This is a genomic window from Amycolatopsis echigonensis (genome assembly GCF_014174495.1).
GTDB lineage: Bacteria > Actinomycetota > Actinomycetes > Mycobacteriales > Pseudonocardiaceae > Amycolatopsis > Amycolatopsis echigonensis.
Genome location: NZ_JACJHR010000048.1, coordinates 12,059 through 38,862, shown reverse-complemented (window position 1 = coordinate 38,862; position 26,804 = coordinate 12,059). Strand labels below are relative to the sequence as shown.

Here is a 26,804-nt window from a genome sequence, read left to right as displayed (position 1 = left end):
GTGCCCTTACTTCTCCAGAATCGCGGTGACGCCCTGGCCGCCGGCCGCGCAGATGGAGATCAGGCCGCGTCCGGAGCCCTTTTCGTTCAGCAGTTTCGCGAGCGTCGCGACGATCCGGCCGCCGGTCGCGGCGAACGGATGCCCGGCCGCGAGCGAGGAACCGTTCACGTTCAGCTTGGTGCGGTCGATCGAGCCGAGCGGCGCGTCGAGGCCGAGCTTCTCCTTGGCGAACGCCGGGTCCTCCCACGCCTTGAGCGTCGCGAGCACCTGCGACGCGAACGCCTCGTGGATCTCGTAGAAGTCGAAGTCCTGCAACGTCAATCCAGCGCGCTCGAGCATCCGCGGCACCGCGTACGCCGGGGCCATCAGCAGGCCCTCGTCGCCGTGCACGTAGTCGACAGCGGCGGTCTGGCTGAACGTCAGGTACGCCAGCACCGGCAGGTTGTGCGCCTTCGCCCACTGCTCGGTCGCGAGCAGGACGGTCGACGCGCCGTCGGTCAGCGGCGTCGAGTTGCCCGCGGTCATGGTCCCGTCCGGGCCGCCGTAGACCGGCTTGAGCTTGGCGAGCTTTTCGACCGACGAGTCCGGGCGGAGGTTCTGGTCGCGGGTGAGCTTGAGGAACGGCGTGACCAGGTCGTCGAAGAAGCCGCGGTCGTAGGCGGCGGCGAGGTTGCGGTGGCTGGTCGCGGCCAGTTCGTCCTGCGCCTCGCGGGTGATGTCCCAGACCTTCGCGGTGAGCGCGGCGTGCTCCCCCATCGACAGCCCGGTGCGCGGTTCGGCGTTGCGCGGGATCTCCGGGACGATGTGGCCCGGGCGGATCTTCGCGACCAGCTTGAGCCGGTCGGCGAGCGTCTTCGCCGCGTTGAGCTGCACGAGGATCTGGCGCAGGTCGGCGTTCACCGCGAGCGGGGCGTCACTCGTGGTGTCCACGCCGCCCGCGATCGCCGAATCGATTTCCCCGAGGGCGATCTTGTGGGCGACGTTGATGACTGCCTGCAATCCGGTGCCGCAGGCCATCTGCACGTCCGACGCCGGCGTCGCGGGCGAGAGCTTGCTGCCCAGCACGCTTTCGCGGGCGAGGTTGAAGTCCTTGGAGTGCTTGAGCACCGCGCCGGCGGCGACCTCGCCGATCACCTCGCCCTGCAGCGAAAACCGGCTGACGAGACCGTCCAGCGCGGCGGTGAACATGTCCTGGTTCGAGGCCCGGGAGTACGGGCCGTTCGACCGCGCGAACGGGATCCGGTTCCCGCCGACGATCGCGACCTTGCGCACCGCCGGGCTTTTCCTGGTCGCCATGCCGTCCACCTCTCTGAGTCGTCCCTTTCACACTGTAACCTACTAGCGAGTAGGTTAGACTGCGACGTGACGCAGACTGCACGGGAGGCACGTGATGGCGGACAGGTACCAGCAGTTCACGAAGACCCCGCTGGGGAAGTTCGTGGTGCCGAAGCTCGGCCTGCCCAATCCCGCGACGTTGCGCCGGTACCGTCCCGGCCAACCCGCTCTTGAGGGTCCCGCACTTCTCGGCGCCGCGCCCGGCGGACGACTGGAGAAGACCGTCCGGGCGCAGCTCACCGAGGCCGGCATCGAGGTGATCAGCGCGCCCGCCGACCGGCACGCGGCGCTGGTCTTCGACGCCACCGGCGTGAAGGATCCGGGACAGCTGCGCGAGGTCTACCGGTTCTTCCACCCGGTGATCCGCAAGGTGGGGCCGTCCGGCCGGGTCGTCGTGCTCGGCACGCCGCCGGAGCTGGCCGAGGGTCGCGAGCGGATCGCGCAGCGCGCGCTGGAAGGATTCGTCCGCTCGGTCGGCAAGGAACTCAAGCGCGGCGCGACGGCTCAGCTCGTCTACGTCGCCGAAGGAGCGGAGGAAGCGGCCGAGTCGACGCTGCGGTTCCTGCTGTCGGCGAAGTCGGCCTTCGTGGACGGCCAGGTCATCCGCGTCGGCACGCACGCGAAGACCGCGCCCACGCCGGAGAACTGGGAAAAGCCCCTGGACGGCAAGGTCGCGCTGGTCACCGGTGCGTCGCGGGGCATCGGCGAAGCGATCGCCGAAACGCTGGCCCGCGACGGTGCGCACGTGGTCGCACTGGACATCCCCGCGCAGGGCGGCGATCTGTCCGCGGTAGCCAACCGGATCGGCGGCTCGGCGCTGCAACTGGACATCACCGCGGCCGACGCGCCGGCCAAGCTCGCCGAATACCTCACTGAACGCCACGGCGGCGTGGATGTCGTGGTCCACAACGCGGGGATTACCCGCGACAAGACGCTCGGCAACATGACCGAGGGCGGCTGGGACTCGGTGATCGCGGTGAACCTCGCCGCGCAGCTCGCGGTGAACGACAAGCTCCTCGGCGACAAGATCCTCCGCGAGAACGGCCGCATCATCGGGGTTTCCTCGATCGCGGGCATCGCAGGGAACGTCGGCCAGACGAACTACGCGACGTCGAAGGCCGGCGTGATCGGGATGGTGAACGTCGGCGCGCCGCAGCTCGCGGAGTACGGCGGCACGATCAACGCGGTCGCGCCCGGGTTCATCGAGACCAAGATGACCGCCGCGGTACCGCTGTTCATCCGCGAGGCCGGACGGCGGCTGTCCAGCCTCGGCCAGGGCGGGCTGCCGGTGGACGTCGCGGAAACCATTGCCTGGTATGCCAATCCGGCGTCGGCCGCGGTCAACGGGAACCTGGTCCGCGTGTGCGGCCAGGCGCTGCTGGGGGCGTGAGGGATGGCCGTCCGCGAAGTGACGAGCGCGCCGAGCCTGGCGACGCTGTACCCCAAAGCCCTGCTGCGCCGCGGCGGCGGATCGACCCTCCCGACCACCGAATTGGTGCGTCCCGAGGTCGTCGTGGACCCGGCACACGTCGCGGCCTACAACGAGGTCTGCGGATTCCGGTTTTCGGACGAGCTGCCGGCGACGTATCCGCACATGCTGGTCTTCGGACTGCAGATGGCGCTGATGACCGAGCCGGGTTTTCCGTTCCCGCTGCTGGGCTTGGTGCACGTCGAGAACCGGATCACGCAGCACCGTCCGTTGCTGCTCGGCGAGACGTTCCGGGTGAGCGTGCGCGCGGAAAACCTGCGCCCGCACGAAAAAGGCAGCCAGTTCGACATGGTGAGCGAGGTCCACTCCGGTGCGGACACCGTGTGGAGCGAGGTGTCGACTTATCTCCGCCGCACCGGTTCGGGCTCCGGGTCTTCGGGTCCGCGTGCTCAGCTGACTCCCCCGACGCCGTCCGCGTTGTGGCACGTCCCGGGCGACATCGGCCGTCGCTACGCCGAGGTTTCCGGCGACCGCAACCCGATCCACCTGCACCCGCTGACCGCGCGCCTGTTCGGTTTCCCGCAGGCGATCGCGCACGGCATGTGGACGAAGGCGCACGCGCTGGCGTCCTTCGAGGGCCGGCTGCCGGACGCGTTCAGCGTCGCGGTCCGGTTCAAGCAGCCGGTGCTGTTGCCCGGTCGCGCGGCGTTCACGACGTGGCAGACCGACGACGGATGGGCCTTCGAGCTGTGGCACGCCCGGAAGCCGAAACCGCACCTGGACGGGGTGATCTCAGCCCTCTGAGGGCTTCCAGACCTGCCCCTCGACGAGGTCGTTGAACCCCAGCCACACCAGGTTCATCAGCCAGGACGCGAGCACGCCGTCGGAGATCTCCGGGTGGTCCAGTGCCCAGTCGGCCAGCGACTCCGCCGCGCCGACCAGCGCCGCGGCCAAGCCGGGTCCGGAGAACTCCGTCTGCTCGCCGAGGCCCTTCCGGGTGCCCGCGGCCACCACGAGCGCCGCGACCAGCTCGATCGCGCGCGTGCGCATCGCGGTGATCTCCGCCGCGAACCCGCCGCCGACCGTCAAAGCCTGGCGGTGCAACACGGTCCAGGACTCGCGGTATTCGGCGACGAAGCGATAGAACGAGCGCAGGCCGTGCCACAGCTGCATGTCCGGCGGGAGATCGGGCTGCACGCCGGCCTGGATGGCTTCCAGCAGGCGGGTCGCCTCGCGCTGGATGCTCTTGCCGAAGAGGTCTTCCTTCGAGCCGAGGTAGGTGTAGATCATCGGCTTGGAGACGCCCGCGACCTCGGAGATCTCGTCCATCGACGCCGAGTGGTAGCCGTGCTGCGAGAACACCTGCACCGCGGCGTCCAATATCTGGCGTTCACGGACCGCCCTCGGGAGCCGCCTCGCTCGCTCGGGTGGGCGCTGATCTTCGTCGGGCACAGTGCTGTTTCCTCCCTCTCGCTGGCACGGACGGTACCCGTCCCCAGGTCGGCGGCGTTGCTTGCCGCACTACCTACTCACCGGTAGCCTTACGTCGGAAAGTTCCGGAAGGGGTGGAAGATGGCCGACAACCCGGAGGCGACCAGCACTGACCTGGCCGGCCTGCGCGGGGTCGCGCTGCTGGACGCGCTGGACCGCACCGAAGTCGTCGACGCGAGCGCGCTCGACGTCAACGCGGTCGCGGACGCCATCGACCCCCGCGAGCTGGGCCGTTCCGACATGAACCGGCTGCTGGCCGCGCTGGTCCGGCTGTCGGAGCAGGTGCCGGCGTTCTCGCTGGACAAGGTGGATCCGACGAAGTTCGCCACGCTGGTCGCGCGCGCGTCGCGGGCACAGCTGGAGGCCGTGGTCGCCGAACGTCCGCTGCGGGAGCGAGTGCTGGACGAGATCTTCGCGCGCATGGGAGCGCACATCCGTGCGAAGTCGCTGCGCGCGGTGGTGCACTGGCGGCTGTCCGGCGGCACCGGCGAGGGCGGCTACGACCGCTACGAGACGGTGCTTTCCGACGGAACCTGCACGGTGTCCCGTGAAATGCGCGAGAAGCCCCGCGTGACGATTACGCTTTCGCCCGTGGACTTCTTCCGCATCATCACCCACCAGGCCACGCCCGCGGTGCTGTTCGTCACCGGGAAACTGAAGGTCAAGGGCGACCTGGCCTTCGCAGCCGGGCTGGTCGGCCACTTCGACCTGCCCCGACCGGCCTGAGCCGCCCTGGTGTCCCGCTGGCGCTCGCGCATGCGTGCCGCGCACTCACCTGGTGAGCACGCGGTGAACGGTTTCGCGCGCACTCTCGAGGTGGGCAAACTGACGCCGGAGCAGTTCGTGCAGGTCCTGGAGACGCTGCACATGCTCGGCACCGCCGGAGCCGGCATCGACATCGCCTCGCTGACGACGCAGTCCCTGGTGGACGTGGTGGCCGCCGCGACCCGCGAGCAGCTGAAAGGCATCGCCGACCACGACGAGCTGCGCGGGGTTTTCCTGGACGAGATCTTCCGCCGGATGTCGGAACACTTCCGCCCGGAACGAGCCCGGCACGTGGACATCGTGGTCTCGTGGCGCTTCCCCGCCGGAGACGATTTCGACCGCTACCAAACGGTCATCGAGGACGGCCTGTGCGTGTCGAGCACCGATCTGGCCCGCACCCCGGACACGACGATCACGGTGGCGGTCGAGGACTTCATCCGCATGGCGACCGGGACCGCCGCGGTGGCGGCGATGTTCGTGACGGGGAAGGTAAAGGTCAAGGGCGAGTACGCGCCGGCGGTGCGGTTGTCGGGGTATTTCGACATTCCTAAGCCCACTGGGTCGGACTAACCCGCGGCTTCGAGGCTCATTTCCCCACGCGCCAACGGCATCAGGTAATTCTCCGACAGCCACCGCACCACCGGCACGCACACCGCGTCCCCGAAGCCGAAGAGTGCCTGGTTGTTCCGCAAGCCATCCAGCGCGTACGTCCCCGCTCCCATCAGCCGGGCGTACTCGCGGGGTGTCATCCAGCGGACCCGTACGCTTCCCCGCCCGGCCTGCACGACGGCCTGTTTAGAGGACCCGCCGCGGGCGGTGCGCAGGCAGCCGGAGATGTCGTCGGGCCGGACTTCCCACACTGGCTTCCCGTTTCGGGTGCGGCGGTAGGCCGTCCGGTACACCAGTTGCTTTCCCGCCTGGAGCTGCGTCAGTCGTTCCAACTGGAGCGGCGACAGCGACCCGATGAACCCCGACGTGCGAAGCGGATTCCACCAACGCTCGTCGTCGGCGGAGAGGCGTTCGACGGCGGCGGACAGGCCGGTGGCCAGCAGGGGCGGCGGTGCGGGCAGGGCGGCGCGATGGGTCCGCAACGCGGGGTCGAGCGCGAGCCAAGGCGGGCGGAGCGGGGAGGGCGCAGGCGAGTCCGAGGGCGGGTTTTGCGCGCCGACGATGAACAACCTGGGCCGCGACTGCGGGACGAACCGGCGGGCGTCGAGGGTCAGGACATCGGCGGAGTAGCCGAGACGGTTGAGTTCGCGGATCGCCGCGCGGAGGTCCTCGCCGCCGTGGCTGGTGGCTAGTCCTACGACGTTTTCCAGCGCTACCACCGGCGGACGGTCCGCGCCCAGTTCGTCGAGGATGCGGGTGAATTCCCAGAACGTCGACGAGTGCGAGCCCGCCAGGCCGCGGCGCCAGCCGGCCAGCGAGAGATCCGTGCAGGGGAAGGACGCCCAGGCCAGGCTGAGGCCAGCGGGCAGATCTGCGCCGCAGAGGGCGGCGACATCGCCTAGTACGTACTCGTGCGCGCCTTGGTCGTTGAAGTGTGCCTCGTACATGGCTTGCTTCGCCGGTTCGATGTCGTTGGACCACGCGACGTCGAAGCCGGCCGGTTCGAGTCCTAGGCGCACGAGACCGATGCCGGCGAAAAACTCCGCGGCGGTGGGCTGACCCGGTAGAGGCATGGCGCCAACATTAATGGGGCCGGCGTTCCTTCACGGTTTCGATCACCCGCGACGCGGCGACATCGGTCGCTTCGTGTTCCCAGATTCGCACCGACAGCCAGCCCGCTTCGAGCAGCAGCGCGTCGGTATTCGCGTCGCGGCGGCGGTTGGTTTCGATCTTGGTCCGCCAATAATCTGCATTGTTCTTCGGCCACGTGCCGTGCTCCGGGCAGCCGTGCCAGAAGCAGCCGTCCACGAAAACCGCGACGCGGGCGGGGCCGAACACCAGGTCAGCCTCGCGGCGGACCCCTTTCACCGGACGGCGGTGCACTCGGTAGCGGTACCCGGCGGCGTGCAGGATCTTGCGCAGCGCCATTTCGATCCCGGTGTTGCGGGACTTCTGCCTGCTCATGCGGGCGCTCACCGCGGAAGTCGTTTCCAGCCGCTCCACGGGAGTCATTGTGGCAAAGGCTCAGCCTTCGACGATCCGGCCTTCGATCACCGGGTGGTTCTTCGGCCGCGGTTCCTCCGCGACGACCTCGCTGTCCACCACCATCACCGGGCCTCGCCGCTGGTTGGCGTACCGGATGGCGCGCTTCTCCGCGCGGCGCAGCCAGAACCGCCGGGCGACCGAGCGCGTCGGGGGCAGCAGGAACAGCAAGCCCAGCGCGTCGCTGACGAAACCGGGGAGCATGATCAGCACGCCGCCGAGCGCGACGAGCATGCCGTCGGTCAGCTCTTTCTCCGGGTTGCGGCCGGACTGCGCGGTGGCCATGAACGCGCGCATCGCCTTCCCGCCCTCACGGCGGGCCAGCCACGAGCCCACGAACGCGCCCGCGATCAGCAGACCGATCGTGCCGAGCACACCGACGACCGAGCCGACCGCCCAGACGGCGGCGACTTCAGCGATGACGTAGAGCAGGAACACGACAGCCATACTCGGTGAACGAACGAGTGCCGCGATTTGCTCCCGGACTCGGAACAGCCCAGGTCAGAGGGCTCGCAGGAACGCGGACACCTCGCGCGGCGAGCGCAGCAGCACCTGCCGCGCGGACGGGGCTTCGGTGGCGATCCGGTGCAGCATCAGCGGGCGGCGGGTCGGCCACTTCCAGATCCACTGGACCAGCTCGGCGTCGACCTTCGACACGCACCCGGCGGCCTGCGTCTCCTGCCCCCATTCGCGCACCAACCGACGCACGACGCGGGAAAGGCAGACGTAGCGGGAGGCGTCCAGCAGCACGACGGTGTCGGCGAACGGCAGCCGCAGGTCGAAGGTCTTGCTGTAGTTGCCGTCGATCACCCAGCTGTCCGTGCTGGCGGCTTCGGCGACCGCGGCGCGGAACTCCTCTGGCGGGGCCGGGACCCAGCCGGGACGCCAGTAGAGCCGGTCCAGATGGACGACCGGGATGTCCAGAGCGGCGCCGATGCGCCTGGCCAGGGTGGATTTTCCGGCCCCGGAACACCCGGTGACCATGATGCGTCGCCCCATGTCCGGCAGCCTAGAGCCAGACCGGGAGGAAACTCGCGGCAATTAACCCGAGCACGAGGAGATCTGGTCCGCGGACGAGCTGCCGCACCAGGCCAGCGGGGATCAGGACGCCCTCGTACAGCACCATTCCCATCGAGCTGAAGTCCAGCGGGCCCCGGGTCACGGAACGAACGGCAGCGAGCGCGGCGAGCAGGACGGCTACGACCGCGCTGATCGAAGCCGGGATGCCCAGCAAGAGGACCACGCCCGCCCAGATCAGGGCGAGCAGGCAGAGAAAAGCGCAGGTCACGACGTGCAGGCGCAGGTTGGACGCGTCCAGCCAGCGGCGCAGCCCGGGCACTCGATGCAGCTGCGCGACGGGTGCGGTGAAGGGCAGCAGCGCCAGATAGCCGCCGACGTACCCGCGCCGCAGCGTGGCCCGCCACGCCAGCGCGAGGCCGGTGCACAGCACGAGCACGCTGCCGAGCGCACCTACGGGCGCGCCGCCGATCAGCTGGCTCCGCACGAGTTCGGTGTTGTAGAACGGCGATCCCAGCAGGCCGGCCGCGACGACCAGCGCCAGGACCAGATCCGGACGTTTCACAGGTCCACCACGTAATCCGCGACCTCGTCCGCGAGCGGCGGGTGATGGCTCGCCACGACGACCGCGGCGCCGCGTCGCGTGCTGGTGGTGACGAGAGTGGACAGCCAGGCTCGGCCGGCGGCGTCGAGCGCGCGTTCCGGTTCGTCCAGCAGCAGCACCTCGTGCGGGCGCGCGACCGCGGCGTGCAGCAGGAGTCGACGTCGTTGTCCGGCGGACAGTTCCGACGCGGGCACATCGGGAGCCGGGACCGGGCCGTCGGCCAGTTCGCCGCCGAAGGAATTGCGCAGCAGATCGAGATGCTGGCGTGGCGTGAGTTCGTCGAAGAGCGCCGAATCGTCGAAAAGGACGGAAACCCGGCGGCGGAAAGCGGCGGACCGCTCGTCCGGCGGTCCGCCGCAGACGGACACGGAACCGGACGTCGGCGCCTGATTCCCGTAGAGACAGCGCAGCAACGTCGATTTGCCCGCCCCGTTGGCACCGCGGACGACCAGGCATTCGCCGGCGTCGACGGCCAGGTCGAGACCGCTGAACAGCGCCGTCTCGCCCGCGGTGACCCCCAGGTCTTGAGGGGTGATGAGCACGAAACCCCCTCGGCTGATCACCCCAAGATAGTCACTTCAAGTACGCCTCCGCTTGCAGCGTGAACAATTCCGCGTACCCGGCATCGGCCGCCATCAGCGCTTCGTGCGTTCCGTATTCCGCGACTTTCCCTTGATCCAGCAGCAGAATCCGCTCGGCCTGACGGACCGTCGAGAACCGGTGCGAGATGTACAGCGTCGTCCGCCCGCGCGACAACGTGTGCAGCCGATTGAACAGGTCGTGCTCGGCTTGCGCGTCCAGTGCCGACGTCGGTTCGTCGAGGATCAGGATCGGAGCCTCGCGCTGAAAGGCCCTGGCCAGCGCGATTTTCTGCCATTCCCCGCCGGACAGCGACACGCCCTGGTCGAACCACCGGCCGAGCGGGCTGTCGTACCCGGTGGCCAGCCGGGCGATGCGCTCGTCGGCTCCGGCGCGGCGGGCGGAGTCCTCGATGTGCTCGCGATCGGTGAGCCGGTTCAGGTCGCCAAGGCCGATGTTCTCCGCCGCGGTTCCCTGGTAGGTCACGTAATCCTGGAACATCGCGCTGATCTTGGTGCGCAGTTCGACCGGGTCGTACTCGCGGATGTCCACGCCGTCCAACAGAATCCGGCCCGCCGTGGGGTCGTACAACCGGCACAGCAGCTTGAACAACGTCGACTTGCCCGCGCCGTTGCGCCCCACCACCGCGACGGTTTCGCCAGGACGGATCTCGAAACTCACCCCGTGCAGTGCCGGTTCGTCCGCGCCCGGGTAGCTGAAGCTCACCGACTCGAACTGGATGTGTCCCTCCACTGTGGACGGAACCGGCCGCGGCCGCGCGGGGGCGGTGATTTCCGGTTTGGTGTCGAGGAACCGGTACAGCGTGTCCAGGTAGAGATTGTTCTCGTACATCCCGGAAAACGCGGTGAACAGGCCGGTCACCGAGCTTTGCACGGACGTCGCGGCGGCGGTGTACAACGCCAGGTCGCCCAGCGTGAGCCGTCCGCCGACCGCTTCCAGCGCGATGTACAACGCGATCGCCGAACCGGCCAGCGTGCTCAGCAACCCCCACGACGTCGAGCTGACATTCCGCTTCACGGTCAGCTTCCGCTGCCGTTCGTAGGCCACCACGCCCAGCTTCCGGAACCGGTCCACGAAGTACGGGCCGAGGCCGAACAGCTTGGTCTCCTTGGCATACGTGTCCGTGGTGACCAAAGAGGACAGATAGTCCATCCGCCGTTTGATCGGCGACATCATGAAGGTGAGCCAGAACGCCCGCGAACCGTACTTCGACTGCGAGATGAACGCCGGAATCGGGGCCAGCAAAGCGACCAGCGCGAGCAGCGGACTGATCGACACCAGCAGGGCGATCATGCTGGCGAAGGTGATCAGTGTCCGGATCAAGCCGAGCGCCGAGGTCATCATCGACAACGGACGGGTCGGCGCTTCCTGCGCGGCCTGACGCAGCATGTCGTACGACGTGGAACCCTCGAAATACGCCAGGTGCAGGTCGCTCGCGTGCCGCATGACCTGGTGCCGGATGGTGAGCGTCATCCGTTCCTGCAACAGGGATTGCGCGATCGTGGTGATCGCGCTGCTGATCGCGGTCGCCGCCAGCACGCCGAACTGGAACAGCGTGATGCGCACGATGTCCGCGGTCGACCCGCGATGCTGGATCGCCGCGACTACCGAGTCCAACAGGATCTTCGCGAGGTACGCGGTGACCGTCGGCAGCAGCCCGGACGCCAGCGTGACCGCCGCGAGCAGGATGGTCAGCGTCGGGCTCGCCTGCCAGGTCAGCTTCGCGACCTTCGGCAGGCCGCGCACGGTGCCCGCCACCGATGTGCGCATTCGCGACAGCCGCGCCCGCAGGCCTTTCGGCTGTTCCGGCTGCTCCGGTTCCGGGATGTCGACCGGCCCGGTGAGCCCGCTGTCCGGCACGGTTTGCGCCATCCGGCGGCGACCGCGGCGGCCCAGGACCATCTCGATCCCACCCCCACCGCCGGGGATCACGCCAGCACCGAACCGTGCAGGAAGACGTCGATGACCTCGTCAGTTGTCGGGGAACCGGGCATCGGGCGGGACTGCGTGAACAGCAGTGCCAAGAAAAGCGAAGCGGCCTTGTCGACCGGCAACCGCAGTCGGGCGGCGTCCGGGACGAACAGCTCCCGCACCGCGCGCTGCATCGCCTCGAGAGACTCTCGCCTGCTGTCCCCAGTCACCGACTTGCGGTTGCGCGCCTCCTCCGCCGACGCGCGCGGCCGTCCCTTCATGGTCGCGGCCATCACCGCGCCCATCCGCTGGAGGTGCGCGTTCATCGCTTCGGCAGCCTCCGCCAGCCGCTTCTCCAACGGCAGCGCAGCCGGGATCTCCCCGATCATCTCCAACGCCTCCGCCGGGTCGAGCGCGGCTTCCACGCACGCGTCGAACAGTTCGTCCTTGTCCGTGAAAACCCGGAAGATCGTGCCCTCGCCGATCCCGGCGGCCCGGGCGATCTGCGCGGTCGTGACCCCGCGACCGTGCTCGACGACCAGCGGAAGCACCGCGCGGACGATCATCCGCCGCCGGTCGTCCGGCGCCATCCCCGGCGCTCTTTTCCTCGTCTCCATGCTCGCCACGATACGGAGTGAGCGCTCACTCCGTCAACTGGATAAAGCGAAGGGCCAGATCCGCGCGGACCCGGCCCTTCGGCTCAGTACGTGATCGCGACCGCCGGATCGGCGAGCAGCGCGCCGACGTCGGCGAGGAACTCCGACCCCTGCTGCCCGTCGACCACCCGGTGGTCGAAGCTCAGCGACAGCTGCATCACCTTGCGCACCTTGATCTCGCCGTCGACCACCCACGGGGTGTCGCGGATCGCCCCGACCGCCAGGATCGCCGACTCGCCCGGGTTGATGATGGGCGTGCCCGTGTCGACGCCGAACACGCCGACGTTGGTGATCGTGAACGTGCCGCCCAGCATCGCCGCCGGCGTGGTTTTGCCCTCGCGCGCCACGTCGGTCAGCTCGGTGAGCGCGACCGCGAGTTCCTTGAGCGACAAGGAATCCGCGTCCCGGATCTTCGGCACCACGAGACCGCGCGGGGTCGCCGCCGCGATGCCGAGGTGCACGTAGTCCTTGTAGACGATCTCCTGCGCGGCCTCGTCCCACACCGCGTTGACGTCCGGCGTGCGCTTCGCCGCGAGGCATACGGCCTTCGCCGCGAACGCGAGCGGAGTGAGCTTGACGCCGCTGAATTCGCGCGACTTCTTGAGCTTCTCGCGCAGTTCCATCATCGGCGTGACGTCGACGGTGAGGAATTCCGTGACGTGCGGAGCGCTGTACGCGCTCTGCACCATCGCGGCCGCGGTCGCCTTGCGGACCCCCTTGATCGGCACGCGCCGCTCGCGGGTCGCCGGGTCGTAACCGGACTCCACAGTGGACAGTGCCGGTGCGGCGGAACCGTTGGCGGCGCGCTGGACGTCGTCGCGGGTGATCACGCCGCCGTCGGCGCTGCCGGTGAGCGAGTGCAGGTCGACGCCGAGGTCCTTGGCCAGCTTGCGGACCGGCGGTTTGGCCAGCGGGACGTAACCGCCGCGCGGGGTTTCCTTCACCGGTGCGGGAGCGGCCGCCGCCGGTGCCGGAGCGGCCGCCGCCGGTGCCGGAGCGGGCGTGGCGCTCTTGCGCGCCCGCCGGGTCGTCCCGGCCGCCTTGGAGCCGTAGCCGACCAGCGGCTTCATCTCCTCTTCGGCGGGAGCGGCGGGCTCGGTGGCGGCGGGCTCCGCAGCAGCGGGCGACGCCTTCCCGTCCGGATCCACGTCCACGGTCAGGATCGGCGTCCCGACCTCAACGGTCTGTCCCGGCTCCACGTGCAGCTCGGTGACCACCCCGGCCCACGGGATCGGCAGCTCGACCGCGGCCTTCGCGGTCTCGACCTCGACCACGATCTGGTTGACCGTGACCTTGTCGCCCGGCTTGACGCGCCAGGCGAGGATGTCAGCTTCGGTGAGCCCCTCCGCCGTGTCCGACAGGGGGAACTGTTTGTACTCAGGCATTTCTGTCAGAACCCCCTTACCAGGCGAGCGAACGGTCGACAGCGTGCAGGACCCGGTCGAGGTCGGGGAGGTAATGCTCCTCGAGCTTCGCAGGCGGGTACGGCGTGTCGAATCCGGTCACGCGCAGGACGGGGGACTCCAGGGAGTAGAAGCACTCCTGCTGAACGCGGGCAGCGATTTCCGAGGTCAGCGAGGATTCCGACGGCGCCTCGCTGACCGCGATGAGCCGTCCGGTCTTGCGGACCGATTCGAAAACCGGCCCGAGGTCGAGCGGCGAGAGCGTGCGCAAGTCGATGACCTCCAGCGACTTGCCCTCGGCCTCGGCGGCCGTGGCGGCGTCGAGGGCCACCTTCACCGACGGGCCGTACGCGACCACCGTGGCCGACGTGCCCTCGCGCACGACGTGCGACGAGAACACCCGCGACGGCTCCGTCGAGGTGTCGACCTCCATCTTCAGCGCGCCCGAGTGGTACAGCTTCTTGGGCTCGAAGAAGAGGATTGGGTCGTCCGAGCGGATCGCCTCCTGGATGCCCCAGTAGGCGTCGGCCGCGTTCGAAATCGACACCACCTTGAGGCCGGCGATGTGCGAGAACAGCGATTCCGGCGATTCCGAGTGGTGCTCCACCGCGCCGATCCCGCCGCCGAACGGCACCCGGATCACGACGGGCATCTTGACCTTGCCCTGCGTGCGGTAGTGCAGTTTCGCCAGCTGCGAGGAAATCTGGTCGAAGCCGGGGAAAATGAACCCCTCGAACTGGATCTCGCACACCGGCCGGAAACCGCGCACGGCGAGGCCGACCGCGGTGCCGATGATGCCGGATTCGGCCAGCGGCGTGTCCAGCACGCGCTGCTCGCCGAAGTCCTTCTGCAGTCCGTCGGTGATCCGGAAGACGCCGCCGAGCTTGCCGACGTCCTCCCCCATGATCAGGACCTTCGGGTCCTCCTCCATCGCGCGGCGGAGACCGAGGTTGAGCGCCTTGCCGATCGTGAGCTTCTGCAGATCAGTCATCAGTGCTCACCCGCCGTCGCGAAACCGTCGAGATACGACAGATACTCCGCGCGCTGTGCTTCGAGCACGGGCGAAGGTTCCGCGTACACCTGGGAAAACACCCGGTCCGGCGGCGGTTCCGGCATGTTGAACGTGTAGTCGCGCAGGTCCGCGGCGAACTGGTCGGCCTCGGCCTGGACGCTGTCGAAGAACGCCTGGTCGGCGTGCCCGCCGCGAGCCAGGAACGCGCGCACGCGCTCGATCGGGTCCTTGAGCTTCCACTCCTCCAGCTCGTCCGAGAGCCGGTAGCGGGTGGGGTCGTCGGTGGTGGTGTGCGCGTCCATCCGGTAGGTGAACGCCTCGATCAGCACCGGGCCGTTGCCGTGCCGGCATTCCTCCAGCGCCCACCGGGTCACGGCGAGGCAGGCGAGGACGTCGTTGCCGTCCACGCGGATGCCGGGGAAGCCGTAGCCGCGGGCGCGCTGGTAGAGCGGCAGCCGCGACTGGCGTTCGGTCGGCTCGGAAATCGCCCACTGGTTGTTCTGGCAGAAGAAGACCAGCGGCGCGTCGTACACCGCGGCCCACACGAAACCTTCGTGCACGTCGCCCTGCGAAGTCGCGCCGTCACCGAAGTAACAGATGGTGGCCTCGCCACCCTCGTCCCCGACTTTGCCTTCGAACTTCTGCCCCATCGCGTAACCAGCCGCGTTGAGCACCTGGTTGCCGATGACGATGGTGTACGGGTGGAACCGGTGCGCCTGGTAGTCCCAGCCGCTGTGGTCGGTGCACCGGAAAATCCCGATCAGCTCGCGCATGTCGACGCCGCGGGTGTACGCGACGCCGTGCTCGCGATAGCTCGGAAACGCCATGTCCTGCGGCTGCAGCGCGCGACCGGATCCGACCTGCGCGGCTTCCTGGCCGAGCAGCGGCACCCAGATGCCCAGCTGCCCCTGGCGCTGCATCGCGTTGGCCTCGCGGTCCGCGCGGCGCACCAGCACCATGTCGCGGTAGAGGTTCTTCAGCGTTTCGTCGTCGACGTCCTCGACGTAGCGGTCGAAACGCTCGGACGGGACCCGCTGGCCCTCGGGGGTGAGCAGCTGAGTGAGCTCAGCGCCACCTTCGCTTGTCGCTCGCAAACCGGCGATCACCTGTTCGGGGGAAGGTTGGGCCGCTACGGCCGCCGGCCCGTCTCCAGGTTCCGGGTGCGTCCACTGTTCGGACGGCATGAGCTGTTCTCCTCGGTGTCGGCGCCGCGAGCGGCCGCTTGTGGCGGCCACAGCGACTGCACCGGCGGGGACCGGCTCCTCGGGTCCGAGGCTCCCGGCCACCGTCGGCGTTGACGGTTCGTGGCCACATCCTGGCACGAGAATTGCTCCGATGGAGAGCGGCAGTTGCTGATTTGTTGCTGAGAAAACGTCGCTGAACAGGGGAAACGCTTGGAAGACCGAGTATGGGAGAGGCGATGGTCGGGCGGCCATCCCGGGCCCTACCTGCCCTCGTGCGTGGCTATCGCGGTGAGAACCGCGACAGCCACGCACGACGTTCAGTCGGACCGGTGACGTCGGTCACCGTGGCAAGATGGCGCTGTGGAACAAAAATCCGTACGCGAATCCGTGGTCTCGACGTGGATCAACGACGTCACGCCGAGCCTGTCCGGTCTGATCGCGATCCCCGCGCTGTCCCCGGCGTTCGACGCGGAATGGGCGTCGACCGGGCATCTCGCCGCCGCCGTCCAGCACGTCAAGAGCTATCTCGAAGGGCGTGACCTGCCGGGCGCGCGGATCGAGGTCGTCGAGCTGGAAGGCCGTTCCCCGCTGTTGTTCGTCGACGTGCCGGCCACCCCGGGCGCGACCGACAAGGGCACCGTCCTCATGTACGGCCACCTCGACAAGCAGCCCCCGGTCGGCGGCTGGTCCGAGGGGCTTGACCCATGGACGCCGGTCATCCGCGACGGCCGGCTGTACGGCCGCGGTTCGGTGGACGACGGCTACTCCGGGTACGCGGCCAGTGCCGCGGTGGAAGCGGTGCACGCGGCGGGAGGCGAGCACGCGCGTATCGCGCTGCTGCTGGAAACCGGCGAGGAATCCGGCAGCCCGGACCTGCCCGCTTACCTGGAGCACCTGAGCGGACGGCTCGGCGAAGTCAGCCTCGTCGTGTGCCTCGACGCGGGCGGCATGGACTACGACCGGCTGTGGCTCACCACCAGCCTGCGCGGCATGGTGCACCTGACGGTCACCGTCCAGCTGCTCGCCACCGCGCAGCACTCCGGTCTGGCCAGCGGCGTCGTCGCCAGTTCGTTCCGCATCCTGCGGCAGCTGCTGGAGCGGATCGAGAACGCGGAAACCGGCGAGATCAAGCTGTCCGAGCTGAACGTCGAGGTGCCGGCCAGCCGTCTCGCCGAGATCGAGGCGGTCGCGGAGGTGGCGCCGGAAGCGCTGCGCACCGCGTTCCCGTTGGTGAGCGGCGGAAAAACGGTCTCCGAGGACGCGCTTGAGCTGCTGCTGAACAACTACTGGCGGCCGACGCTGTCGATCATCGGCGGCGAAGGGCTTCCGCGGCCCGCCGAAGCAGGCAACGTGCTGCGGCAGAGCACCACGCTCACGCTCAGCTTCCGTCTGCCGCCCACCGCGGACGCGGAAGACGCGCTGGCCGCGATCAAGCGCGCGCTCACCACGGACGTTCCGTACGGCGCGAAGGTCACCATCGCCGAAGACCAGCAGGCGGAGAACGGCTGGAACGCGCCGGAGGAAGCCGCGTGGCTGACCGACGCGCTGCGCCGCGTCGACGACGAGGTGTTCGGCCGTCCGCACCGCGCCGCGGGCATGGGCGGGTCGATCCCGTTCATGGGCCTGCTCGGCGAGAAGTACCCGGAGGCGCAGTTCCTGGTCACCGGCGCGTGCGGCGCGGATTCGAACATCCACGTGCCGGACGAGTGGCTGAACTTGGACTACGCCCAGCAGGTCACCGAAGCGGTGGCGCACCTGCTGGACGCGCACGCCCGCAGCTGATCTCCCGGGTGCCTGCGCCGGTTACCGCCCGGCGCAGGCGCTCAGGCTCAGGCGACCTTGCCCAGCGCGTCGGCGACCCGGGTCTGCTCCGGCGCGAACCGCTGGTACGAGAACGGCGTCTCGTTGTTCCACGGGATCAGCTTGCCCGCCTTCACCGCCGGCAGCTGCTGCCAGGTCGGGACGCCGCCGAGCCCGTCCGGGCCGAGCGACAGCGAACCGCCGCGCGAGTCGTACATGATCACGTCGGCCGAGTACTTGCCGACGTTTTCCCAGCTCACCTGCTCGTAGTAGCCGCCCTGGCTTTCGTCGGGCTTCTCCGGCAGGACGAACTGCATTCCCATTTCCTGGTAGTGCTTCGAGGTCGCGAACTTCGCCGGGTTGGCCACGTACACCGTGTCCTTCTGCGCGGACAGGAGCACGACCTTGAGCCCGGCCGTCTTCTTGACCGCCTCGGCGAACTTGGCGTCCGCGGCCTCGTACATCTGTTTCGCCTGCTGGATTTCCGGCGTCGCGACGTTCGCGCCGAGCGCCTTGGCCAATGCCTCGAACTTCGCGATCCCTTGCGGCATCGTGATGTCCTGCAGTCCGATGCCGACACTCGGCGCGGCCTTGTCCACCTTGTCCGCCAAGGTGTCGGGCACGTACCACATCTGCTGCTTCAGGTACATCACGCTGACCAGCAGCTGCGGGTTCAGCGACACGAACTTGTCGAAGTTGAACTCGTTCCAGACGTTGCCCAGCGAGGTCACCGACTTCAGGTCGACGCCGCCTGCCTGCGGGTCCGTCTTGCCGTCCGGCAGCCGCGACGGGCCGAAGATGCCCACCGATTTCACGCCGAAGTCCCACAGCGCGGCAGCCGCGGTCACCTGCGCGACGATCCGTTGTGGACGCTCGCCGCTGAGCTTGCGGCCGCGGTCGTCGGTGAAGGACCACGTCGCGCCGCCACCGGCCGCCTGCTGGTCGTCTTTGTAGCCGCAGGCGCTCAGCAGGCCGAGCGTGCCCGCGGCCGCGGTGCCGGCAAGAAAACCGCGGCGGGACAGCCGCGCCGGGGAGAGGGTCATCGGAACTCCGGAGGATCGGGTGCGGTACCGCCTGAGGTTAGCCTTGCCTTAGGGTGAACGCCATGGTCCTCCTTGGGGAGCGCGTCACATCCCGGCGCTGGGGCGTCCGCGCGACAGTCCTGGTCGCGGCGCTCGTCGCCCTCGTCGCGGTGGTGGTGCTGTCGATCGCCTTCGGCTCGAACCGGTTGCCGGTCGGCAGCGTCTGGCACGCGTTGTTCTCCTACAGCGGCACGTTCGAAGACGTCGTGATCCGCGACGACCGGATGCCGCGGACGCTGCTCGGGCTCGCGGTCGGCGTCGGGCTCGGGCTGGCCGGCGCGCTGCTGCAGGCGATCACGCGCAACCCGGTCGCAGACCCCGGCCTGCTCGGCATCAACCACGGCGCGGCGGTCGCGATCGTCCTGGGCGGTGCGGTGTTCTCGGTGACTTCGCCCGAACGACTGGTGTGGTTCGCGTTCTTCGGCGCACTGGCCGGAACGGTCCTGGTCACGGTGATCGGCGGCTCGGTGAGCCCGCTGCGGCTGGTGCTCGCGGGCGTCGCGGTGCAGGCCGTGTTCGTCGGGATCAACCAGGGCATGCAGATGATCAACACGCACAGCCTCGACCAGATGCGGTACTGGCTTGTCGGCTCGCTGGTGAACCGGAACCTCGGCAGCCTCGCCGGACTGTTGCCGTTCTTCCTGGCCGCGCTGGTGATCGCCGGAGTGCTCGCCCGGCCGCTCAACGCAGTCGCACTCGGCGACGACAGTGCGCGCGGCCTTGGCGCGAATCCGGTGCTGACTCGCGCGGTCGGCATGATCGCGGTCGGCTTGCTCTCCGCGACCGCGACCGCGGCGTGCGGGCCGATCGCCTTCGTCGGGTTGATGATCCCGCACGTCGTGCGCGCGCTGGTCGGCCAGGACGAACGGTGGGTGCTGCCGTTGTCCGCGCTGCTCGGGCCAGTCTTGCTGCTCGGCTGCGACGTGCTCGGCCGGCTGCTCGGCGGTAACGGGGAAATCCAGGTGGGCCTGATGACGGACGTGGTCGGCGGCGTCGCCTTCGTAATCGTGGCGCGGCGGCTGAAGGCGGTGCGGCGATGAGGACCTGGGTGGTCGTCGGCTTGCTGACGCTGGTGGCGGCGGTGCTCTTGGTGCTCGCCGTGGGCACCGGAGACTACGAGATGTCGCCGCTCGAAGTCCTGCGAACGCTCGCGGGATCCGGCACGAAGGCGCAGTACCTTGTGGTCACCGGCCGCCTGCCGCGCGCGTTGGTGGCGATTTTCGTCGGCATCGCGCTCGCGCTGGCGGGCACGGTTTTCCAGACGGTGACCCGGAATCCGCTCGGCAGCCCGGACATCATCGGCTTCACCACCGGCTCGGCGACCGGCGGGATCATGATGATCCTGCTGTTCGGCGCGGGCCCCGGCCTGGTCTCCGTCGGCGCGGTCGCGGGCGGCCTGCTCACCGCGTTGCTGGTCACCGCGCTGTGCGCTCCGCACGGTTTGCTCAGCTCGCGGCTGGTGCTGCTGGGCATCGCGGTGAGCGCGGTACTGGCCGGGGTGAACGGCTATCTGCTGGTGCAAGCGAAACTCGAGGCCGCGGCACAGGCGGTCGGCTGGCTGACCGGTGACCTTGCCGGCCGCGACTGGAACTACTTCATCCCGCTGTGCCTGGCTGTCGTGGTGCTTTCGCCGTTCGTCTTCGTGCACCAGCCCGCGTTGCGGATGCTGGAAATGGGCGACGACGCGGCTGTCGCGGTCGGTGTCGCGGTGCCGCGAGTGCGTGCGGTGGTGCTGTTGGCCGCGGTCGCGCTGGCCGCTTCCGCGACCGCCGCGGCCGGGCCGATCCCGTTCGTCGCCCTTGCCGCACCCCAACTCGCCCGCCGCCTGACCCGTCGCCCCGGACCGAACCTGCTGGCCTCCGCGGCGATGGGAGCGGTACTGGTGCTGGCGGCGGACTTCGTCGGCCAGCGCGTCCTGGACGCTTCGCTGCTCCCGGTGGGCGTGGTCGCGGCCGCACTGGGCGGCGGGTACCTGTTGTGGTTGCTGGCGGTTTCCCGCCGCCGCCAGGTCGCGTGACTATGCCATGCGGGTGAGCTCGACCGAAACATCCAAAGTGGACTGACTGGCCCCGGTGAAAATCCCCTTCAACGGAGCCACATCCGCGTAATCCCGTCCGGTCGCGACCCACACGTGCCGCGGCCCGACCGGGATCGCGTTCGTCGGGTCGTGTGCCCACCAGCCGCCGGTCCACACGTCGACCCAGGCGTGGCTTTCGCCCTCCACCTTTTCGCCGAGCTTGGCCTCCGGCTTGGTGTGCAGGTACCCCGAGCAGTACCGCGCCGGAATGCCGATCGCCCGCAGCATCACCAGCGTGACGTGCGCGAAGTCCTGGCACACGCCTTCCCGCGCCCGCCACGCATCCGTCGCCGTGCTGTGCACACCAGTGGTTCCGGGCTGGTATTTCAGCTGCTCGTTCACCCAGCCACAGATCGCGAGCACCGCGTCCGCCGGGTCCAGTCCCTTGCGCAGCGCGCGGGCCTGTTTGGACAGTTCCTGGTCGTTCGGCGTGTACGGCGTCGGCGTCAGATACTCCGTGCGCTGGTCGCGGACGGTCTCGCTCTTCAGGTCCTTCCACGTCGCCGAACGCACCGGCTCCGCTTCGTCCGCGGTCTCCACCACGGACGTCGCGAGCACGGTGAACTCGGTGTGCGGCGCGTGCAAGTCGAACGACGTGACGTCAGTGCCCCAGTAATCGGTGTAACGGTAGGCCCGGGTCGCCGGGGAGGTTTCGATGCGAGTGGCCAAAGTGGTCTGCCGCCGGTCCGAACGCGGGGTGAGGCGGGCCTCGTTGTACGACTGGGTGGCCGGCGTCGCGTACCGGTAGCCGGTCCGGTGCGTCACCCGCAATTGCCAGCTCACAGGGACACCTCCGCGCCGCTCCACGCCACCCATGGCGACGTGTGGAAGTACTGGATGGACACCGCTTCCCCGACTTCCTTGATCGCTTCCTGCAGTCCGCGCAGCCGCCGCGGCAGGTCGTCCAGCAGGGCCGAGGGGTGGAGGAATTCCAGCTCGCTGCGGGCACGCCCGAGCAGCCGGACGGCCTCGGATTTTTCATTGCCCCGCGCGTTGATCCCCGGATCCAGCTGCCGCAGGCAATCCTCCGCCTGGCGCAGTGCGTGAAACACCGAGCGCGGGAATAACGTGTCCCGGAGCAGGAATTGCACCACGCGAGCCGCGTCAAGCGCGCCACGGTTCGTGCGCAGGTAAGTGTCCTGCGCACCCGCCGAGCGAAGAACGGTCATCCATCCCGGCGAGGAGGCGCGGTCGGAAACTCGCGAAAGCAGCAGCCGCACCACCATGTCGGCGCGTTCGACCGATCGGCCGAGCACCATGAACAGCCAGCCGTCGTCGCGGCTCATCGTGGAATCGGCGAGCCCGGCGAACATCGCCGCGCGTTCCTCCACAAAGGACAGGAAGGCGTGCGGTCCGGCGCGGCGGGCGTAACGCTGCCGGTCCGGCACCGCGTTCCATGTCGCGTTGAGGCATTCCCACAGCTCGGTCGACACGACCTCCCGCGCGCCGCGAGTGTTTTCCCGGGCGGAGTTGATCGAGCCGACGATGGACGACGGATTGTCCTTCGCGTAGGCGACCAGTTCGGTCAGCTTCCACACGTCGAGCGCGTCGCCCGCGTCGAACGGGATGCCGAGCACGGCGAGCAGCTGGCGGCTGACGTGGTCCGGATCGACGCTCGCGTCTTCCAGCAGCTGATGCACCGAGACGTTCAGGATGCGGGAGGTGTCGTCGGCGCGTTCGACGTAACGGCCGATCCAGTACAGCGACTCCGCGTTGCGGGCCAGCATCATGTTTTCCCTCCCTCAGCTCTGTTGTTGCTGTTGCTGCTGCTGCGACGTGGACAGTTCCGGCCCCTGCTCCGCCGCGACACCGTCCACAGCGGACATATCGCCGAGCGCGGGACGGTCGAGTTCCTGCTCCGACGTCGAGGACCGCGAAGCGAGCACCCAGGTGTCCTTCGACCCGCCGCCCTGCGACGAGTTCACCACGAGACTGCCCTCGGGCAGCGCGACCCGGGTCAGCCCGCCGGGCAGCACGAAAATGTCCTTGCCGTCGTTGACCGCGAACGGCCGCAGGTCCACGTGCCGCGGCGCGAGCCGATCGTCCACCTTGGACGGAACGGTGGACAGCTGCACGACCGGCTGCGCGATCCAGCCGCGCCGGTTCGCGCGGACCTTGCGGCGCAACGCGTCCAGTTCCTTTTTGGACGCTTCCGGCCCGAAGACGATGCCGTACCCGCCGGAACCCTCGACCGGTTTGATCACCAATTCGTCGGCGTGCTGCATGACGTAGTCGAACTCGTCGGGCAGCCAGCAGCGGTAGGTGTCCACATTGGGCAGAATGGGTTTTTCGTTCAGGTAGTAGCGCACCATCTCCGGCACGTACGTGTAGACGAGCTTGTCGTCGCCGACGCCGTTGCCGACCGCGTTCGCCACCACGACGTTGCCCGCGCGGGCCGCGTTGAGGATGCCGGCGACGCCGAGCACTGAGTCCGGCCGGTGGTGCACGGGGTCGAGGAAGTCGTCGTCGATTCGCCGGTAGATCACGTCGACCTGGCGTTCGCCCTCGGTGGTGCGCAGGTAGACCACGTTGTCGCGGCAGAACATGTCGCGACCCTCGACCAGCTCCACGCCCATCAGTCGGGCGAGCAGCGAATGCTCGAAGTAGGCCGAGTTGTAGACCCCGGGCGTGAGCACGACGACCATCGGGTCCGCGACGTTCGGCGCGGCCGCCGCTCGCAGTGCGCGAAGCAGATGTGACGCGTAGTCACCAACCGGACGGACCCGGTGTCGCGCGAACAGGTCCGGGAACACGCGCGCCATCGTGCGCCGGTTCTCCATCACGTACGACACGCCGGAGGGGTTGCGGAGATTGTCCTCCAGGACGCGGAAGGTGCCCTCTTCGTCGCGGACGAGGTCCACTCCGGACACGTGGATGCGCACCCCGTTGGGCGGTTTGATCCCGTAGGCCTCGCGATGGAAGTGCTCGCACGAGGTGATCAGCCGGCGCGGGAGCACGCCGTCGCGCAGGATCTGCCGGTCGCCGTAGACGTCGGCGAGGAACGCCTCCAGTGCGCGGACCCGCTGTGTCACGCCGCGTTCCAGCCGGGTCCATTCGGTCGCCGGGATGACGCGGGGCACGAGGTCGAGCGGAAACGGCCGCTCCTGGCCGGAGAGCGAGAACGTGATCCCCTGGTCCACCATCGCCCGGTCCAGCGCCTGCGAGCGGTTGGTGAGATCGCTGGCGTCGAGCGCGGCGATCGAGCCGTACAGCGCTCGGTAGGGGCCGCGGACCGTGCCGTCGGGCGCGAACATCTCGTCGTACGCGCCGGCGTGCGGCCGCTCCGGGGCGAGGTAGCCGTCGAACTGCGCGCCGGGCCGGGCCGCGCGGCGGCCTTTCACCGTTCGCGCACGTCGTCCGGCTGGTGGCAGCCGGGGACCGGGGTTGCTGTTCATGGGGGACATCCTGACTTACCGCGCCGAGCGGCCGTGACACCCGTCTTCCGGCAAGTCCTGTGCGAAACTTCCCCGTGACGCAGCAGTGCTGTGCATACCCGCTTGCGAGTGGCAATATGCCAGCTCTCAGCCCTTGAGAACTACGAGGAGTGACGAAGTGGCCCGAGGACAGCAAATGAAGGCGCTCGCCCTTCTCCCCGCTTTCGCGCTGGTCGGCATGACGATGGCGTGCGGCGCGGGCGGCAACGGAGCCGGCGGCGACGCGGGTTCCAGCCAGGCTCCCGGCGGAACCGAAAGCGCGCCGACCGCGCAGAAGGACGCGGCGCTGGCCGCGATGGTGCCCGCCGACATCAAAGCCGACGGCAAGATCGTGGTCGGGCAGGACCAGACCTACCCGCCGAACGAATTCGTCGAGAACGGCAAGGCGACCGGCTTCGACGTCGACCTCGGCACCGCGGTCGGCCAGGTGCTCGGCGTGCAGACGGAGTTCCAGAACTCGGCGTTCGACGGCATCATTCCCGGTATTTCGGCGAAGAAGTACGAAATGGGCATCTCGTCGTTCACGATCAACGCCGAGCGGATGCAGACCGTCGACATGATTTCGTACTACAGCGCGGGCACCTCGCTCGCCGTGCTCAAGGGCAATCCGGACAAACTGTCGGTGGACGACCTGTGCGGCAAGAACGTGGCCGTGCAGAAGGGCACCACGCAGGTCGACGATCTCGGCAAGCGCAACACCGCGTGCACCAAGGCGGGCAAGCAGCCGATCAACATCACCCAGTTCCAGGCCCAGACCGACGTGAACCTGGCGCTGACCGCGAAGCGCGTGCAGGCCGAACTGGCCGACTCGCCGGTGATCGACTACGCGGTGAAGCAGACCGGCGGTCAGCTGGAGTCCGCGGGCGCGCCGTACGACACCGCGCCGTACGGGATCGTGCTGCCGAAGGGCAGCGGCGACTTCGCCAAGGCGGTGCAGGGTGCCGTCCAGAAGCTGATCGACACCGGAATCTACAAGAAGATCCTGGACAAGTGGGGCTTGTCGGGGTCCGGTGCCATCACCAAGTCGGAGATCAACCCGTCCGCTTCCTGAAGAAACTGAGGACGTAGTTACTCGTGTCCACTCCCCCTGGCCCCGCCGAATCCTGGCAGGAGGTCGACACCACCCCGATCAAGGCGGTCCCGGTCCGGCATTACGGACGCTGGATCGCCGGCGTGATCATTTTGTTCCTCGCGTTCATCGTGATCCGCAGCGTTGTCACGAATTCCGCGTTGCAGTGGCCGGTTGTCGGCGAGTATCTCTTCGACAACCGGATTCTCAACGGCTTGCGGAACACGTTGGTGCTCACGGTGATCTCGATGATCATCGGCATCGTCGGCGGCGTGCTGCTCGCGGTGATGCGGCTGTCGCCGAACCTGCTGATGTCGGGCGCGGCGTCGGTGTACATCTGGCTGCTTCGCGGCACGCCGCTGATCACTCAGCTGGTGATCTGGAACTTCCTGGCGCTGGCGTATTCGAAGATCGGCCTCGGCATTCCGTTCGGGCCGACCTTCATCAGCTGGGACACGAACACGCTGATCAACCAGTTCGTCGCCTCGTTGCTCGGCCTCGGCCTGAACGAGGCGGCGTACATGGCGGAAATCGTCCGCGGCGGCATCCAGTCCGTGGACAGCGGCCAGCTGGAGGCGGCGTCCGCGCTGGGCATGAGCCGGGGCAAAACCTTGCGCCGGATCATCCTGCCGCAGGCGATGCGGGTGATCATTCCGCCCACCGGCAACGAAACCATCTCGATGTTGAAGACCACGTCACTGGTCGTCGTCATCGGGTACTTCGAGCTGATGGTGTCGGTACAGACGATTTATTCGCAGAACTACAAGACAGTTCCGCTGCTGATCGTCGCGGCGACGTGGTATCTGTTCATGACGTCAGTGCTGACGGTTATCCAGTTTTACATCGAGCGGTATTTCGCCCGCGGCACTTCACGGGCGACCGCGCAGAAGAACAGGTGGGGAGCGCGAATGCTGGGCTACCGCTTCGGTCGCGGCGGCAGCGGAGGTGCGGCGCGTTGACCCCAGTCGTTTCCGCACAGAAGGTGTGCAAAAGCTTCGGCTCGCTCGACGTACTGAAGGGCATCGACCTGGAAGTGCACGAGCGAGAGGTGATCTGCCTGATCGGCCCGTCCGGTTCCGGCAAGTCCACTCTGCTGCGCTGCATCAACCACCTGGAGAAAATCGACGCGGGCCGGCTGTATGTCGACGGAGTGCTGGTCGGCTACCGCGAACGCGGCGGTCGCTTGCATGAGCTGCGAGACAAGGAAATCGCGGCCCAACGCAAGGACATCGGCATGGTGTTCCAGCGGTTCAACCTGTTCCCGCACATGACGGCGCTGGAAAACGTCATGGAGGCTCCGATCCAGGTTCGTGGCGAGCCGAAGACGCGAGTCCGGGAGCGGGCCCAGGAACTGCTGGAACGAGTCGGTCTGGCGGACAAGGCAAGGTCCTATCCAGGCCAGCTCTCCGGCGGTCAGCAGCAACGGGTCGCCATCGCTCGCGCGCTGGCGATGCAACCGAAGCTGATGCTCTTCGACGAGCCAACGTCCGCTTTGGACCCGGAATTGGTGGGCGACGTCCTTGGCGTCATGCGCCAACTGGCCAAGGACGGCATGACGATGGTCGTGGTAACCCACGAAATGCAGTTCGCCCGCGAGGTAGCCGACAAGGTCTTCTTCATGGACGGCGGGGTTATCGTGGAGTCTGGTTCTCCGGAACAGGTCATCGGGGATCCGAAGCATGAACGGACGAAGTCGTTCTTGGCTCGGGTGCTGAGTCCGAACGCTTGAGTTTTGCGGGAGGCCGCCCGGAGATTCTCCGGGCGGCCTTTTTACTGCCCTGAGC

27 protein-coding genes are annotated in these 26,804 nt (G+C 68.4%); 10 read left to right on the top strand and 17 right to left on the bottom strand.

What is annotated here, in order from left to right:
* Positions 1–6 precede the first annotated feature (6 nt).
* Entirely contained in the window at positions 7–1,296 is a 1,290-nt protein-coding gene (locus H5411_RS28705; protein ID WP_101436804.1) for an acetyl-CoA C-acetyltransferase, read from the bottom strand.
* A gap of 94 nt (positions 1,297–1,390) precedes the next feature.
* On the opposite strand from H5411_RS28705, the gene H5411_RS28700 reads away from it, so the two are divergent.
* A complete protein-coding gene (locus H5411_RS28700; RefSeq protein ID WP_101436805.1) occupies positions 1,391–2,725 on the top strand; it encodes a 3-oxoacyl-ACP reductase in 1,335 nt (444 codons plus the stop codon).
* Between the two features lie 3 nt (positions 2,726–2,728).
* Positions 2,729–3,568 (top strand): MaoC/PaaZ C-terminal domain-containing protein, encoded by an 840-nt coding sequence (locus H5411_RS28695; RefSeq protein ID WP_101436806.1) that lies wholly within the window; start codon positions 2,729–2,731, stop codon positions 3,566–3,568.
* Here H5411_RS28695 and H5411_RS28690 read toward each other — a convergent pair.
* Entirely contained in the window at positions 3,557–4,216 is a 660-nt protein-coding gene (locus tag H5411_RS28690; protein WP_101436807.1) for a TetR/AcrR family transcriptional regulator, read from the bottom strand. The genes H5411_RS28695 and H5411_RS28690 overlap by 12 nt on opposite strands.
* Positions 4,217–4,336: 120 nt before the next feature.
* Here H5411_RS28690 and H5411_RS28685 point away from each other — a divergent pair, with 120 nt between their 5' ends.
* Positions 4,337–4,981, top strand: a complete 645-nt coding sequence (locus H5411_RS28685; protein ID WP_183125633.1) for an SCP2 sterol-binding domain-containing protein — start codon at positions 4,337–4,339, stop codon at positions 4,979–4,981.
* Positions 4,982–5,011: 30 nt separating this feature from the next.
* The gene (locus H5411_RS28680; protein ID WP_183125632.1) at positions 5,012–5,590 is read left to right on the top strand and encodes an SCP2 sterol-binding domain-containing protein; all 579 of its coding nucleotides are present in this window, start codon (positions 5,012–5,014) and stop codon (positions 5,588–5,590) included.
* Here H5411_RS28680 and H5411_RS28675 read toward each other — a convergent pair.
* The 11 genes from H5411_RS28675 to pdhA all read right to left on the bottom strand — a co-directional run bounded on the left by H5411_RS28675 (position 5,587) and on the right by pdhA (position 15,558).
* A complete protein-coding gene (locus H5411_RS28675; protein WP_183125631.1) occupies positions 5,587–6,702 on the bottom strand; it encodes a DNA cytosine methyltransferase in 1,116 nt (371 codons plus the stop codon). The two genes, H5411_RS28680 and H5411_RS28675, sit on opposite strands and share 4 nt — an antisense overlap.
* A 10-nt stretch (positions 6,703–6,712) precedes the next feature.
* Positions 6,713–7,141 (bottom strand): very short patch repair endonuclease, encoded by a 429-nt coding sequence (locus H5411_RS28670; RefSeq protein ID WP_106964998.1) that lies wholly within the window; start codon positions 7,139–7,141, stop codon positions 6,713–6,715.
* Between the two features lie 12 nt (positions 7,142–7,153).
* The gene (locus H5411_RS28665; RefSeq protein WP_183125630.1) at positions 7,154–7,618 is read right to left on the bottom strand and encodes an FxsA family protein; all 465 of its coding nucleotides are present in this window, start codon (positions 7,616–7,618) and stop codon (positions 7,154–7,156) included.
* 54 nt (positions 7,619–7,672) lie between these two features.
* Positions 7,673–8,170 carry a P-loop NTPase family protein gene (locus H5411_RS28660; protein ID WP_101436813.1) on the bottom strand — a complete coding sequence of 166 codons (498 nt, stop codon included), beginning with the start codon at positions 8,168–8,170 and terminating at the stop codon, positions 7,673–7,675.
* Between the two features lie 10 nt (positions 8,171–8,180).
* Positions 8,181–8,753: a hypothetical protein gene (locus H5411_RS28655; protein WP_101436814.1), complete on the bottom strand. Its 573-nt coding sequence runs from the start codon at positions 8,751–8,753 to the stop codon at positions 8,181–8,183.
* Positions 8,750–9,334 carry an ABC transporter ATP-binding protein gene (locus H5411_RS28650; protein ID WP_312878642.1) on the bottom strand — a complete coding sequence of 195 codons (585 nt, stop codon included), beginning with the start codon at positions 9,332–9,334 and terminating at the stop codon, positions 8,750–8,752. The genes H5411_RS28655 and H5411_RS28650 overlap by 4 nt, the downstream gene beginning before the upstream one ends.
* Positions 9,335–9,365: 31 nt before the next feature.
* Positions 9,366–11,300, bottom strand: a complete 1,935-nt coding sequence (locus tag H5411_RS28645; RefSeq protein WP_101440937.1) for an ABC transporter ATP-binding protein — start codon at positions 11,298–11,300, stop codon at positions 9,366–9,368.
* A 20-nt stretch (positions 11,301–11,320) separates the two neighbouring features.
* Positions 11,321–11,893, bottom strand: a complete 573-nt coding sequence (locus tag H5411_RS28640) for a TetR/AcrR family transcriptional regulator (RefSeq protein ID WP_167442196.1) — start codon at positions 11,891–11,893, stop codon at positions 11,321–11,323.
* Positions 11,894–12,003: 110 nt separating this feature from the next.
* A complete protein-coding gene (locus tag H5411_RS28635) occupies positions 12,004–13,344 on the bottom strand; it encodes a dihydrolipoamide acetyltransferase family protein (protein WP_101436817.1) in 1,341 nt (446 codons plus the stop codon).
* 16 nt (positions 13,345–13,360) lie between these two features.
* Positions 13,361–14,353, bottom strand: a complete 993-nt coding sequence (locus H5411_RS28630; protein WP_183125629.1) for an alpha-ketoacid dehydrogenase subunit beta — start codon at positions 14,351–14,353, stop codon at positions 13,361–13,363.
* Positions 14,353–15,558 (bottom strand): pyruvate dehydrogenase (acetyl-transferring) E1 component subunit alpha, encoded by a 1,206-nt coding sequence (gene pdhA, locus H5411_RS28625; RefSeq protein ID WP_183125628.1) that lies wholly within the window; start codon positions 15,556–15,558, stop codon positions 14,353–14,355. The genes H5411_RS28630 and pdhA overlap by 1 nt, the downstream gene beginning before the upstream one ends.
* Before the next feature lie 360 nt (positions 15,559–15,918).
* On the opposite strand from pdhA, the gene H5411_RS28620 reads away from it, so the two are divergent.
* Positions 15,919–17,340 (top strand): M20/M25/M40 family metallo-hydrolase, encoded by a 1,422-nt coding sequence (locus tag H5411_RS28620; RefSeq protein ID WP_183125627.1) that lies wholly within the window; start codon positions 15,919–15,921, stop codon positions 17,338–17,340.
* A 47-nt stretch (positions 17,341–17,387) separates the two neighbouring features.
* Here H5411_RS28620 and H5411_RS28615 read toward each other — a convergent pair whose 3' ends face one another.
* A complete protein-coding gene (locus H5411_RS28615; RefSeq protein WP_183125626.1) occupies positions 17,388–18,401 on the bottom strand; it encodes an ABC transporter substrate-binding protein in 1,014 nt (337 codons plus the stop codon).
* A 62-nt stretch (positions 18,402–18,463) separates the two neighbouring features.
* Between H5411_RS28615 and H5411_RS28610 the strand changes: the two genes are divergently transcribed.
* Together H5411_RS28610 and H5411_RS28605 are read left to right on the top strand one after the other, a co-directional pair.
* Entirely contained in the window at positions 18,464–19,480 is a 1,017-nt protein-coding gene (locus H5411_RS28610; protein WP_183125625.1) for a FecCD family ABC transporter permease, read from the top strand.
* A complete protein-coding gene (locus H5411_RS28605) occupies positions 19,477–20,457 on the top strand; it encodes a FecCD family ABC transporter permease (RefSeq protein ID WP_183125624.1) in 981 nt (326 codons plus the stop codon). Before H5411_RS28610 ends, H5411_RS28605 begins: the two co-directional genes overlap by 4 nt.
* Here H5411_RS28605 and H5411_RS28600 read toward each other — a convergent pair whose 3' ends face one another.
* From H5411_RS28600 to H5411_RS28590, 3 genes are read right to left on the bottom strand one after another with little or no spacing between them, the layout of a single operon-like run.
* Complete coding sequence (locus H5411_RS28600) at positions 20,458–21,300, bottom strand: transglutaminase family protein (protein WP_101436824.1); 843 nt, start codon at positions 21,298–21,300, stop codon at positions 20,458–20,460.
* Positions 21,297–22,244 (bottom strand): alpha-E domain-containing protein, encoded by a 948-nt coding sequence (locus H5411_RS28595; RefSeq protein ID WP_101440938.1) that lies wholly within the window; start codon positions 22,242–22,244, stop codon positions 21,297–21,299. Before H5411_RS28595 ends, H5411_RS28600 begins: the two co-directional genes overlap by 4 nt.
* 15 nt (positions 22,245–22,259) lie before the next feature.
* Positions 22,260–23,921, bottom strand: a complete 1,662-nt coding sequence (locus H5411_RS28590) for a circularly permuted type 2 ATP-grasp protein (protein ID WP_183125623.1) — start codon at positions 23,919–23,921, stop codon at positions 22,260–22,262.
* 166 nt (positions 23,922–24,087) lie between these two features.
* On the opposite strand from H5411_RS28590, the gene H5411_RS28585 reads away from it, so the two are divergent.
* The 3 genes from H5411_RS28585 to H5411_RS28575 are packed head-to-tail and all read left to right on the top strand — an operon-like array spanning position 24,088 to position 26,749.
* Positions 24,088–25,002 (top strand): ABC transporter substrate-binding protein, encoded by a 915-nt coding sequence (locus tag H5411_RS28585; RefSeq protein WP_101436826.1) that lies wholly within the window; start codon positions 24,088–24,090, stop codon positions 25,000–25,002.
* A gap of 23 nt (positions 25,003–25,025) precedes the next feature.
* Positions 25,026–25,979, top strand: coding sequence for an amino acid ABC transporter permease (locus tag H5411_RS28580; RefSeq protein ID WP_101436827.1), 954 nt, complete (start codon positions 25,026–25,028; stop codon positions 25,977–25,979).
* On the top strand, positions 25,976–26,749 hold the full coding sequence (locus H5411_RS28575) for an amino acid ABC transporter ATP-binding protein (RefSeq protein ID WP_101436828.1): 774 nt from the start codon (positions 25,976–25,978) through the stop codon (positions 26,747–26,749). The genes H5411_RS28580 and H5411_RS28575 overlap by 4 nt, the downstream gene beginning before the upstream one ends.
* The last annotated feature ends 55 nt before the right edge of the window (positions 26,750–26,804 follow it).